A 12,802-nucleotide genomic window follows, 5' to 3' on the forward strand; every position below is an offset into this window, starting at 1 on the left:
ATCCGATGCCTCAAACGCTACGTCGCCCGCGAGCTCTACCAGATCATCACCACAAACGATCTTAGACTCGCCGCTTGACATCCATAAGAGCATCCGGCGCGACCGCCCGCTTCCACCCGGCCGCGGCGGCTCCGGCCCCGGGTCCGGTGAGCGCGCCGGATACGATCGATCCCGGTTTCGGATGGTCGAGCGAGGGGCGGGGTGGAGCGGAGGCGGGCGGTCGACGTGCCGCCGCGCGCGGCGCGGGCGGTGGCGGTCGCGGTCCTGGTCGCGCTGGTCGGCGTCCTCATGGTGGGCGCGATCGGGCGGCCGGTCGACGCGGTCGCCGCCGTTCCCGTGGCGGCCGGGATCCTGGTGGTGCAGTTCCGGTTCGTGCTGGCGTCCCTGCGCCGTCTCCAGACCTGTGCCTGGACGGCGGCGCAGGGCGTCCTGTCCTTCGTCGCGGTGCTGGGCCTGGGCTTCTCGGTGACGATCCTGGGGGTCTGGATCGGCGGGCTCCTGCTCGCCCGCCACCGCGTGGCGGCCGCGGTGGCGGCGGCCGCGGTACCCGTCCTCGCTGCCGTGCGCGAGGACACCGCCGGCGGCGCGGTCGACATCGTGATCACGGCGGGGCTGATGACGACGGTCGTGTTCGGGCTGTCGCGCCTCGTCGGGCGGATCGAGGAGGTGTTCGCGGCACGGCTCTCGCTGTCGGTGGCGGCCGTCGAGGAGGAGCGGCTGCGGGTGGCCGCCGAGCTGAACGAGGGGGTCGGCCGCGGGCTGGACGCGATCGCGGCGGCGCGCGGCATCGCGGACCTCGACCGGGTGTCGGAGGTCGCGCGCCGGTCGCTGACCGCCGCCCGGACGGCCGCCGTGGACCTGCGGAGCCTCTCGCTCACCCCGGAGATCGCCGCGGCGCGCGGGATGCTCGCGGCGGCCGACATCGAGGTGACCGTGCGGGTGGGCCACCGCGAGCCGCTCGGCCGGGCGGGAGCGCTGCTGGCGAGCGTGCTGCGGGAGGCCGTCACCGACGTGGTGCGGCGCCGCCGGGCGCGGCACTGCGCGATCGAGACCCTGGAGCGCGGCGGGCTGCTCGTCCTGCGGGTCACCGACGACGGCGCCGCCGCGGCGGGGTGGGCCGCCGAGGCCCTGGCGCCGCTCGCCGCGCAAGTCGAGCGGGTCGGCGGGCATCTGCGCACGACGCTGGAGCCGGACGGCCGCTGCGTCGTCGAGGCGGCGGTGCGGGCGGTCCGGCAGCCGTCGGCCGAGGTCGCCAGCGCCGAGCACCGGCTGTCGGTGGGGCTGCTGGCGACGGTGCTCACCGTTTTCTGCGTCAAGGGCCTGCTGCTGCTGGGGTCGCCGGTGGACCTGCTGACCGCGGTGCCGTGCCTGGTGGCCGTGTCCGCGTTGCAGCTCCGCTGGGTGCGCCGCCCGGAGCGGTCGTGGTGGGCGCCTCCGGCGCAGGCGGTGCTGTGTTTCGCGCCGCTGCTGTGGCTCGGCGAGGCGTGGCTGGGCGCGCCCGGCTTCCTGGTGGGGACGCTGCTGATCGCGCTGCCCGCCGCCGCGTCCTGGCCGCTGACCGGCGCGGTCATGGCCGCCGTGGGCGTGGTCGCGTGGCGGCTGGGCCAGGACGCCGACGTGGCGGTCAACTCGGTGATCAGCGTGCTGGTGACCGGGCTGGTGGTCTGGGGATTGGTCCGGCTGGCCCAGCTCGCGGACGAGCTGCGGGAGGCGGCGGCCGGGCTCGCGCGGGCGGCGGTCGTCCAGGAGCGGCTGCGCGCCGCCCGGGACCTGCACGACCTGCTCGGGCACAGCCTCGCGGCCGTCCAGCTGAAGGCCGAGATCGCGCGCAGGCTGCTGGCCTCGGACCCGGACCGGGCGCGGACGGAGTTCGACGACCTGGTCCGCATCGCCGAGCACGCGCGCCGCGACATGGTGATGGTGACCGGTGCGGCCGGGCGCCTGGAGCTCGAACCGGAACTGGAGTCGGCGCGGTCGGTGCTCGCCGCGGCCGGGATCGAGGTGCGGATCGTCCGCGAGGGCACCCCGCCGCCCGGCGCCGAAGGGGTGCTGAGCACCGTGCTGCGGGAGGCGGTCACCAACATCCTGCGGCACAGCGCGGCCCGCACGTGCGAGATCGTCGTCGGGGCGGACCGGCTGGTGGTGGTGAACGACGGCCGCCCGGACGAGGTCACCCCGCCGGGCGCCGGGATCGGCAACCTCGCCACCCGGCTCGCCGAGGCGGGCGGAAGGCTGGAGGCCCGCCCGGCCGCGGGCGGCCGGTTCCGGCTCGCCGCGCGGCTAGATCCAGCCGGCCTCGCGGGCGATGCGGACGGCGTCGGTGCGCCCGCGGGCGTCGAGCTTCGCGACGACCGCGGTGAGATGGTTGCGGACGGTCCCGGCCGACAGGTGTAGCCGCGCCGCGATCTCCGGGACCTCGGCGCCGCCCGCCAGCAGCCGCAGCACGTCCTTCTCGCGCGGCGTGAGCGGGTCGTCGGCGAGGTCCCAGGCGGTCACCGCGAGGCTCGCGTCCAGGACCCGCTCGCCCGCGTGGACCTTGCGGATCGCGTCGATCACCTGGTCCGGCGGCGCGGACTTGAGGATGAAGCCGTCCACCTTCTCGCCCAGGGCGCGGCGCAGCAGCCCCGGCTTGCCGTGCCCCGTGAGCATGAGGGTGCGGCACGACGGCAGCTTCGTGCGCAGCAGGCCCGCGGCGGTCAGCCCGTCCGTTCCGGGCATGTCGATGTCGAGGACGGCCACGTCGGGCAGGTGCACCAGCGCCGCCGGGACGACGGCGTCGCCGGCGCCGACGTCGGCGACCACCCGCAGGTCGGGCTCCAGACCGAGCAGCGTCGCCAGCGCGGTCCGGATCACGTGCTGATCCTCGGCGATGAGCACCCTGATCACATGCCCGAGCCTACCCATGACGATCTCATGGGTGATCGATGACGCCTGCTCTGTCGAGCGGAACCGCAGGTCAGCAGAGTGGTGTCCATGGACGAAGCAGTGGACGAAGCAGTGGTGATGGACGCCGTGAGCAGGGTGTACGGGAAGGGCGCGGGTGCGGTCGCGGCCCTCCGGCAGGTGTCGGTCTCGCTGCCGAAGGGCGGCTTCACCGCCGTGATGGGCCCGTCCGGGTCGGGCAAGAGCACGTTCCTGCAGTGCGCGGCCGGGCTGGACCGGCCCACGGCCGGGTCGGTGCGGCTGGGCGGCACGGAGCTGACCGGCATGAACGAGACGGAGCTGACGATCCTGCGGCGCGAGCGGGTCGGGTTCGTCTTCCAGGCGTTCAACCTGCTCCCGTCCCTCACGGTGGAGCAGAACGTGACGCTGCCGCTGCGGCTGGCCGGGCGCCGCGCCGACCGCGCCCGGCTGGCGGAGATCCTGGAGCGGGTCGGGCTGGCCGACCGGGCGCGGCACCGCCCCGCCGAGCTGTCGGGCGGGCAGCAGCAGCGCGTCGCGATCGCCAGGGCCCTGATCGCGCGGCCGGACGTGGTGTTCGGCGACGAGCCGACCGGTGCGCTGGACACGATGACCGCCAAGGACGTCCTGGTCACGTTCCGGCAGCTCGTGGACGACCTCGGCCAGACGGTGGTCATGGTCACCCACGACCCGGTGGCCGCGTCCTACGCCGACAGCGTCCTGTTCCTGGCGGACGGGCAGATCGTCGACTCGCTCACCGCGCCCACCGCGGGCGACATCGCCGAGCGGATGACGCGGCTGGGGGCCTACGTCTGATGTTCTCTCTCTCCTTGAGCACCCTGCGGCACCGGCGTGCCGCCTTCGCCGGCGGTTTCGTCGCGCTGTTCTTCGCCGCCGCGCTGCTCACCGCGTGCGGCATGCTGATGGACACCGGCCTGCGCGGCCACGTCGCCCCCGAGCGCTACGCGTCCGCCCCGATCATCGTGTCGGGCGACCCGGACGCGCATCTCGTCAAGGACGCCCGCAAGCGCAAGATCAAGACCAAGCCCAACACGGCGCGGGCCCGGATCGACGCGTCGCTCACCGGCCGGGTGCGGGCGGTGCCGGGCGTCCGCACGGCGGTGCCCGAGGTCACCGTCCCCGCGGTCATCGGCGGACGCCCCGTCGACGGGCTCGGCTGGGAGTCGGCCCCGCTGGCCCGTGCCACCCTCGTGGCGGGCCGGGCGCCCGCCGCCGCGGGAGAGATCGTCGTGCCGTCCTCCGCCGGCGCCGCCGTCGGCACCGACGTGACCGTCCTGCACCCGCTCGGATCGGGCACGTACCGCGTCGTCGGCGTCACCGGGCGGACGCCCGGGAACCCGGCCGCCTTCTTCGGCTCGGGGGAGGCCCACCGCCTGACCGCCGCGCGTCCCGGCCTCACCGCGATCGGTGTCTGGCCCGCGCCCGGCGCGTCCGTCGCCGGCACCGCCGAGGCGGTGCGCGCGGCCGTGCGCGGGACCGGCGCCACCGTCCACACCGGCACCGACCGCGGACGCGCCGAGTTCCCCGGCAGCGGCAGCGCCCGCACCAAGCTCCTCAGCATGGGCGCCGCGCTCGGCGGCACCTCGCTGATCGTGGCGGTGCTGGCCGTCGCCGGCACCTTCGGGCTGATGCTCCAGCAGCGCGAGCGGGAGCTCGCCATGCTGCGCGCCGTCGCCGCGACGCCCCGGCAGCTGCGCCGGATGATCGGCCGGGAGGCCGTCCTGCTCGGCCTCGCCGCGACGCTCCCGGGTGCCGCCGCGGGCCTGGTCCTCGGCTCCCGGCTGCACGCCGCCTTCGCCGACCTGGACGCCATCCCCGCCAACCTGCCGCTGGTCACCGGCCCGTTCCCGCCGATCGTCGCGGTCGCCGGCACCGTGCTGGCCGGCTGGCTGGCCGCCCGGCTCGCGGCCCGCCGCATCACCCGGCTCCGCCCGGTCGAGGCCCTCGGCGAGGCCGCGCTGGAGCCGCCCCGCGTCCCGTGGTTCCGGCTCGTCGCCGGGCTTGCCGTCCTGGCGGGCGCCGTGGTGCTCGCCGTCGTGCTGTCGTCCATCCACTCCGAGCCCGGCTCGGGGCCCCTCACGCCCCTGACCGCGCTGGCGTTCGCGGCCGCCGTCGGGCTCCTCGGGCCGGTCGCGGCACGGCTGACGATCCTTCCGGTCATCCTGCCGATGCGGCACGCCGGTGCGGTCGCCGGCCTGGCCGCCGCGAACCTCCGCGCCGGAGCGCGCCGCCTCGCCGCCGTCATCGCCCCGCTCACCCTGATGGTCGCGCTCAGCTCGACCCTGCTGTTCGCCGAGACGACCCTCGACGAGGCCGCCGCGTCCCAGGCCGGCGCGGGCAACGTCGCCGACTACGTCGCGGGCCCCGCCGTACCCGGTCCGGCGGCCGACGCCCTGCGGAAGGTGCCCGGTGTCCGGACGGTCACCGAGGTCCTGCACACCCGCGTCCGCGCGGCCAAGACCCCCTACAGCGCCCAGGGCGTCACCCCGGCCGGGCTCGCGCAGACCATGGACCTCGACGTGCGCGCGGGTTCCCTGGACGACCTCGGCGATGGCACCATGGCCGTCCGCGAGGGCATCGGCATGGACGTCGGTGACAAGGCGACCTTCGCGATGGCCGACGGAACCGTCGTGACGCTCCGCGTCGTCGCCGTCTACCACCGCGGCCTGGGGTTCGGTGACCTGACCCTGCCGCACTCCCTGGTGGCCGCCCACGTCGACGTCCCGATGGGCACCGCGCTCATCGCCGCTCCCGGAGTCGGAGCCGACGCGCTGAAGAGCGCGGTGGCGGCGTATCCCGGCCTCGGCCTGCACGCCCGGACGGACGCCCCCTCCCGGTCGGGCGGCAGCGCGGTCAACTACCTGGCCCTCAGCATGATCGTCGCCTTCGCCGCCATCTCCGCCGCCAACACCCTGGCCATGGCGACCGCCGGCCGCGTCCGCGAGATGGCCATGTTCCGGCTCGCGGGCGGCACCCGCCGTCAGGTGCTGCGGATGCTCCGCTGGGAGACCCTGACCGCCGTCCTGGTCGCGGCCGTCCTCGGCACCGCGATCGCCTACGCGACGCTGACCGCCTTCAACACCGGGATGGTCGGGTCCGGCGGGCCGCACATCCCGCTCACCGGGCTCGTCGCCATCGTCGGCGCCATGGGAGCCCTGGCCGTCCTGGCCACCACCCTCCCGGCCCGCCTGGCCATGCGCCGCCCGCCCGCCGACGCCCTCGGCGCCCGCGAGTGACCACCCCGGCGCGCCGCGGCCGCGCCGCCGAACGACCCATGCAGGTCACCGCCCGTGTCCTAGTGCGCAGGCACTAGGACACGGGCGCCGGGCGGTCCCTGTGCATCAGGGGAAGACGGTGGCGGGAGACGATGTCCGCCGAGACACCGGCGGGGAGTGTTGAAGGCGCGCGAATTCCGCGCTTTTCCCTTTCCCACGGTGTCTGGAGTGACCAACAGGTGGCTAGATTTCTTTACCGGGTCGGACGGTGGGCTTTCCGGCGGCGCAGGCTCGTCGGTTTCCTCTGGCTGGGCATGCTGGTCCTGGCCGGGGTCGCCGCGGCCGTGGCGCCGGCGGCGCAGGACGAGGGGCTGTCCATGCCCGGCACCGAGTCGCAGAAGGCGTTCGACCTGCTGGACGAGCGCTTCCCCCAGAGCAACTCCCAGGGCGCCGAGGCGCGCCTGGTGTTCCAAGCCCCGGACGGGCAGCGGGTGACGGCCACCGAGAACCGGGCGGCCGTCGAGAACGCGATCGCCTCGCTGGACGAGGGCGGCCAGGTCGCCTCGACCACCGACCCCTACGAGACCGGCGCGGTCAGCGAGGACGGCACCATCGCCTACTCGACGATCAGCTACTCCGCCGACGCCGTCGACCTGACCGCGCCGACGAAGAGCGCCCTGGAGGACGCCGCGCAGCGGGCCCGGGACGCGGGCCTGACCGTGGAGATCGGCGGCTCCGCACTGGACGTGGAGGAGGCGCCCGGCGGCACGACGGAGATCGTCGGCGTGGCGGTGGCGGCGGTGGTCCTCGTCCTCGCGCTCGGGTCGCTGGTCGCGGCCGGGCTGTCGCTGCTGACCGCCTTCTGGGGCGTGGCCATCGCCTTCGGCCTGGTCTCCGCGCTGGCGGAGCCGCTGGGCCTGACGTCCACGGTCGCGATCCTGACGCTGATGCTGGGGCTGGCGGTCGGCATCGACTACGCGCTGTTCATCACCTCACGCTTCCGCGACGAGCGCGTCCGGGGCGTCGACCCGGAGGAGGCCGCGGGCCGGGCGGTCGGCACCGCCGGATCCGCCGTCGTCTTCGCCGGCGCGACCGTCTTCATCGCCCTCGTCGGCCTGGGGGTCGTCGGGATCCCCGAGCTCACCAAGATGGGCATGGGCGGCGCCGGCGCCGTGGCGCTCGCCGTGCTCGTCGCGCTCACCCTCGTCCCCGCGCTGTTCGGCTTCTTCGGCCGGCGGATACTGCCGCGCGCCGTCCGCAAGGCCGCCCGGAGGGGAGAGCCGCATGCCGTCTCCACGGAGGACCGGCCGGGGCTCGCCACACGCTGGGCGCGGTTCGTGCTGCGGCGGCCGGTGGCCGTGCTGATGGTCGCCGGGATCGGTCTCGGGGCCGTCGCCCTTCCGGCGCTGAGCCTCGAACTCGGGCTTCCGGGAGACGAGTCCAAGTCGGTGGAGACCACCCAGCGCCGCGCCTACGACCTGCTGTCGGACGGCTTCGGCCCCGGCTTCAACGGCCCGCTGACCGTGGTCGTCGACCTGGAGGACTCCCCGGACGCAAGCGCCGCCGCGGACCGGGTCGCCGCGACCGTCCGAGGGCTCGACGGGGTCGCGTCGGTCGGCGACCCGGTGCTCAGCCGGGCCGGGGACACGGCCGTCCTGACCGCCGTCCCGCGGACCGCGCCGAGCAGTGCCGAGACCAAGGACCTGGTGCACGCGATCCGGGACGCGGCCTCCGCCGTCGAGGCCGACACGGGCGCCGCCGTCCTGGTGACCGGCACCACCGCGCTGAACATCGACATCTCCGAGGCCATGTCGGACGCCCTCCTCCCGTACCTGACCGTGGTCATCGGCCTCGCGGTGCTCCTGCTGGCGGTGGTGTTCCGCTCGGTCCTGGTCCCGGTCAAGGCCGCCCTCGGCTTCCTGCTGTCGGTGGGCGCCGCCTTCGGCGTCCTCGTCGCCGTCTTCCAGTGGGGCTGGGCGGCCGGGCTGATCGGCATCGAGCAGACCGGGCCGGTCATGTCGCTGATGCCGATCCTCATCATCGGCATCGTGTTCGGCCTCGCCATGGACTACGAGGTCTTCCTGCTCAGCCGGATGCGGGAGGCGTACGTCCACGGCGCGTCCCCCGGCGAGGCGATCGTGCGCGGCTTCCGGCACAGCGGGCGCGTGGTGGCCGCCGCGGCGATCATCATGACCAGCGTGTTCGCCGGCTTCATCGGGATGAGCAGCCCGACCATCCAGACGATGGGCGTCGGCCTGGCCTCCGCCGTCCTGTTCGACGCCTTCGTGGTCCGGATGGCGATCGCGCCCGCGGTCCTGGCGCTGCTCGGCCGCCGGGCGTGGTGGCTGCCGCGTACGCTGGACCGCGTGCTGCCGAACGTGGACATCGAGGGCGAGGCACTCAGCGCTCATGTGCCGGGCACGCATGTCCCGGATGCGCATGCCCCGGCCTCCGCGACCAGGCCGGACGCGGCGGCCCCGCTCCGTCCCGCCGGACGGCGCTGAGCCCGCGATGACCGGTACGGGCGGCGGCCCTCCACGACCGCGCACCACATGGCGGCGGGAGGCGGCGGTCACGGCGGCCGCGTTCGCCATCTGCCTGCTGGGCGGGGCGCTGGCGGTCGACGACGAGTCACTGGCGTGGCCGCCCGCCGGCGCGTACCTCGTCGCCGTCGTGTCCAGCGGGGTGCTCCCGCTGCGGCACCGCTCACCCGTGGCCGCCCTGGTGGCGGCGACCCTGGGCGGCGGGCTCGCGCCGCCGCTCGGGCTCCTGCTGACGCCGCTGATCATGGCGCCCGCCCTGGTCGCCGCCTACTCGCTCGCCGTGCGCACCGAGCTGCGCGCGGCGGGCGCGGCGCTGTTCGGCTCGGCGGGGCTGCTGGTCGCGTCCAACGTCGTGTTCGAGTTCGGGACGCTCTCCTGGCAGGACGCGAGCAGGATCGGGGCGGTGGCGGCGTTCCCGCCGCTGGCCGGCGTCCTCGGCCACTCGACGCGGAACCGGCGCGCCTACCTCGCGGCCGTGGAGGAGCGGGCCCGCCGGGCCGAGAAGAGCCGGGAGACCGAGGCGCGCCGCAGGGTGGCGGAGGAGCGGCTGCGCATCGCCCGCGAGCTGCACGACCTCGTCGCCCACCAGATCACCCTGGCCAACGCGCAGGCCGCGGTCGCCGCCCACCTCTTCGACACCCGGCCGGAGCAGACCCGCAGGAGCCTGCGGGAGCTAGAAGAGACGACCCGCAACGCACTCGACGATCTGCGGGCCACGGTCGGCCTGCTCCGCGAGTCCGAGGACGCGTCCGGGCCCGCGGAACCGGCGCCCGGCCTGTCCCGGCTCCCCACGCTCATCGAGTCCTTCCGCCGCGCGGGGCTGGAGGTGTCGGTGCACGAGGACGGCACGTCCAGGCCGCTGCCTCCGGGAGCGGACCTCACCGCCTACCGCATCATCCAGGAGGCATTGACCAACGTGACCAAACATGCCGGTACCGGTACCGCCCAGGTGCGCCTCTCCTGGAACCGCGATCGCGTGACCATCACCGTCGCCGACGACGGAGGCGGTGAGCGGACGGCGCAGGCCGCGTCCACGGGCCCCGGATACGGCCTGATCGGGATGCGCGAGCGCGCCACCGCGGTCGGCGGGCGGCTCTCCGCGGGCAGCCGTCCGGAGGGCGGCTTCCTCGTCTCCACCGAACTGCCCCTCCCGCCCGCCAGGGACGCGACGTGACGCTCCGGGTGCTGCTCGCCGACGACCAGGCGCTGCTGCGCGGCGCCTTCCGGATGCTCCTGGAGAGCGCCGACGACATCGCCGTGGTCGGCGAGGCCGCCGACGGCGCGGAGGCGGTGCGGCTCACCCGAGAGCTGCGGCCGGACGTCGTGGTCATGGACATCCGCATGCCCGAGGTGGACGGCCTGGCCGCCACCTCGCGGATCTGCGCGGACCCGGATCTGCGCTCCACCCGCATCCTGATCCTGACCACGTACGAGACCGACGAGTACGTGGCGCAGGCGCTGCGCGCGGGGGCCGGCGGCTTCATCGGCAAGGGCATCGGCGCCGACGAGCTGCTGGACGCCGTGCGCACGATCGCCGACGGCGACACCCTGCTGTCGCCCGCCGCGACCCGCTCCCTGGTCGCCCGCTTCCTCGCCACCCCGGAGGACGCTCCGGCGAACCGGTCCGAACGGCTCGCCGTCCTCACCCCGCGCGAGCGGGAGATGGTGGCCCTGGTCGCGACCGGCCTGTCCAACCAGGAGATCGCCGACCGGATGTTCCTCAGCCCGTTCACCGTCCGCGCCCACGTCCAGCGCGCCATGACGAAGCTGGAGGCCCGCGACCGGGCGCAACTCGTCGTCATCGCCTACCAGACGGGCCTCGTCCAGGTCACCCCGGACGGCGGCACGGACCGCCCGCGGTAGGGAGAGGCCGCCGCGGCCGGAGCAGGGGCGGGGCGAGGGCGAGCAGGGCGACGGCGAGGGCCGCGACCGCGACCATGGCGCCGCGGAGCCCCGCCGTCTCGGCCCACAGCCCGACGTAGACCGGGCCGACGAGGAACCCGAGATACGACACGGCCGTCACGAGCGATGTCGCGCGGCCCCGGTGGGACTCTTCGACGCTCCTCGACACGATGCCGAGCAGGGTCGGGAACAGCACGGCGGTTCCGGCGGCGGCCGTCGCGAGCCCCAGCCCGGCGACGGGCAGTGCCGGCGCGGCGGCGATGATGAGCGCGCCGGACGCGGCGGCCGACGCGCCGACGAGGAGAACGGTGCGAGCGCGGACGGCCTTGATGCCGCCCATGGAGAACCGCGTGACCGCGACCGTTGCGGCGAACACGGCGGGCGCGACGGCGCTCAGCCCTCCACCTGATCGCAGCTCTTCGTGGGCGAAGACCGCGCTCCAACTCTGGTGCGCGTTCTCACTGGCGAACGCGAGCGCGCCCAGTACTCCGATGAGCAGCAGCGGGACGGCCGCGCGTCGGCCGAGCGGTGCCGAGGCGGGGACGCGGCCGGGTTGCTCGGCGACCGCACTGGAAGGCGGCGTCGTGCGCAGGGAGGCGCCCGCCAGCAGGCAGAGCACGGCGACGGCCATGAACGGGACCGCGAGCGGCAGGGACGCGGCCGACGCAAGCCCGGTGACGAGGCTGGCAAGGACGACCAGACCGGAGAAAACGCCGTGGGCGCGGGTGAGGACGGGCAGCCCGGTGGTCTTCTCGGCCCGTCCGGCGAGGGCGTTCATGGTCACGTCCGCGGCCCCGCTGGCGGCGCCGACCAGGGCCAGCCCGGCGCACAGGCTCGCCGAGCCCGCCGCCGTCACCGACAATCCGGCACCGGCGACGCCGAGCGCGCCGATGGCCGCGGCCGCGACCGGCGGCCCCCAGCGGTCGAGCGCCCTGCCGGCCAGCAGCATCGCGGGGAGAGCGCCCGCGCCCACGAACAGCAGCGCGAACCCGAGCCGCCCGTCGCCGATGCCGGCCTGCTGCTGGACCCGCGGCACGGACGCGCCCCACACCCCCCAGAACGCGCCGAACGCGGCGAAGGCCACGTACGCCGGGACGGTCGCCGGGTGCGGGGGACGGGGAGCTCTCACCATGTGTGTAACGATACACAGCAGGCTAGGGTGGACCCGTGGAAGCGTCCGCGGGCTCGAAGCGGGTGACCCTCGCGCAGGTCGCCGAGCTGGCCGGCGTGTCGGTCATGACCGCCTCGTACACCTACAACCGGCCCGAGCGCGTGTCGGAGCAGGCGCGGGCGAAGGTCCACGCGGCGGCGGCCCGGCTCGGCTACGCCGGGCCCGACCCGAGCGCCCGCTCACTGCGCCGGGGCAGGACCCAGACGCTCGGCGTCGTGATGGGCGAGCATCTCAGCTACGCGTTCGACGACCCGGAAGCGGTGTCCTTCCTCGCCGGAATCGCCGACGTCTGCGCCGACCGCGGATACGGCATGACGATCCTGCCGATCACCGGTGCCGCCGATGACGTCCCGCGCGTCACCGCCGCCGCCGTGGACGGGTTCATCGTCTGGACCACGTCCGACGACGATCCGGTCTTGGCGGCCGTCCAGGCGGTGAAGCGTCCGGCGGTCGTCCATGGCGGGCCGGAGGTGCGCGGAATGGGGCTGGTGAGCATCGACAACCGCGCGGCCGCAACCGCAGTGGGGGCCCTGGCCTTCGCAGGCGCGCGGCGCCCCGCGATAGTGAGCTTTCCGCTCTCCCGAGACCGGACCAGCACCGTCATCAGCGGGGAGGACGTCACCGACGTCCTGTTCCCGGTGACGCGGGAGCGGCTGGAGGGTTACCGGCGCGCGGTCGAGGACGCCGGCATCGCCTGGCGGGACGTCACCGTCGCGGTGTGCGCGCGCAATGACGCCGCTGAAGCCGAGCGGATCGCCGCGTCCCTGCTCGCCTCGGACGAGCCGCCCGACGCGATCGCGGCGATGAGCGATCAGCAGGCGGCCGGAGTCGTCCACGCCGCGCGCGCCGCCGGCCGCTCCATCCCGGGCGACCTGGCGGTGACGGGATGGGACGACGCGGCAGTGGCGGTGCAGCTCGGCTTGACGACGGTCGCCCAGTCGCTGCGCGAACAGGGCGCCGCGTGCGCGCGCGCCGCACTCGGCCAGCGACTCGACCCCCGAACCGCGTCGTGGTCTATCGTCCGCAGAGCCAGCACCCGCCGGTGACGG

Annotated in this window: 9 protein-coding genes; 7 read left to right on the plus strand and 2 right to left on the minus strand. The window is 75.2% G+C overall.

Annotated features, from left to right (window positions below; translation table 11 throughout):
• The first annotated feature begins 201 nt into the window (after positions 1–201).
• Entirely contained in the window at positions 202–2,394 is a 2,193-nt protein-coding gene (locus tag CHF16_RS37665; RefSeq protein ID WP_089330981.1) for a sensor histidine kinase, read from the plus strand.
• Here CHF16_RS37665 and CHF16_RS37670 read toward each other — a convergent pair.
• Entirely contained in the window at positions 2,281–2,886 is a 606-nt protein-coding gene (locus tag CHF16_RS37670) for a response regulator transcription factor (RefSeq protein ID WP_218827028.1), read from the minus strand. The genes CHF16_RS37665 and CHF16_RS37670 overlap by 114 nt on opposite strands.
• 87 nt (positions 2,887–2,973) lie before the next feature.
• Here CHF16_RS37670 and CHF16_RS37675 point away from each other — a divergent pair, with 87 nt between their 5' ends.
• The 5 genes from CHF16_RS37675 (at position 2,974) to CHF16_RS37695 (ending at position 10,543) form a co-directional block, all read left to right on the plus strand.
• A complete protein-coding gene (locus CHF16_RS37675) occupies positions 2,974–3,717 on the plus strand; it encodes an ABC transporter ATP-binding protein (RefSeq protein WP_218827029.1) in 744 nt (247 codons plus the stop codon).
• 14 nt (positions 3,718–3,731) lie between these two features.
• On the plus strand, positions 3,732–6,158 hold the full coding sequence (locus CHF16_RS37680; protein ID WP_245869786.1) for an FtsX-like permease family protein: 2,427 nt from the start codon (positions 3,732–3,734) through the stop codon (positions 6,156–6,158).
• Positions 6,159–6,376: 218 nt separating this feature from the next.
• Entirely contained in the window at positions 6,377–8,641 is a 2,265-nt protein-coding gene (locus CHF16_RS37685; RefSeq protein WP_089330984.1) for an MMPL family transporter, read from the plus strand.
• A 7-nt stretch (positions 8,642–8,648) separates the two neighbouring features.
• Positions 8,649–9,854 (plus strand): sensor histidine kinase, encoded by a 1,206-nt coding sequence (locus CHF16_RS37690; RefSeq protein WP_089331003.1) that lies wholly within the window; start codon positions 8,649–8,651, stop codon positions 9,852–9,854.
• Complete coding sequence (locus tag CHF16_RS37695) at positions 9,851–10,543, plus strand: response regulator transcription factor (protein ID WP_089330985.1); 693 nt, start codon at positions 9,851–9,853, stop codon at positions 10,541–10,543. Before CHF16_RS37690 ends, CHF16_RS37695 begins: the two co-directional genes overlap by 4 nt.
• On the opposite strand, the gene CHF16_RS37700 is transcribed toward CHF16_RS37695, so the two are convergent.
• On the minus strand, positions 10,509–11,714 hold the full coding sequence (locus tag CHF16_RS37700) for an MFS transporter (protein WP_089330986.1): 1,206 nt from the start codon (positions 11,712–11,714) through the stop codon (positions 10,509–10,511). The genes CHF16_RS37695 and CHF16_RS37700 overlap by 35 nt on opposite strands.
• Before the next feature lie 35 nt (positions 11,715–11,749).
• Here CHF16_RS37700 and CHF16_RS37705 point away from each other — a divergent pair, with 35 nt between their 5' ends.
• Positions 11,750–12,799 carry a LacI family DNA-binding transcriptional regulator gene (locus tag CHF16_RS37705; protein WP_089330987.1) on the plus strand — a complete coding sequence of 350 codons (1,050 nt, stop codon included), beginning with the start codon at positions 11,750–11,752 and terminating at the stop codon, positions 12,797–12,799.
• Positions 12,800–12,802 lie beyond the last annotated feature (3 nt).

This window comes from Actinomadura meyerae (genome assembly GCF_900188445.1).
In the GTDB taxonomy this organism is placed as follows: domain Bacteria; phylum Actinomycetota; class Actinomycetes; order Streptosporangiales; family Streptosporangiaceae; genus Spirillospora; species Spirillospora meyerae.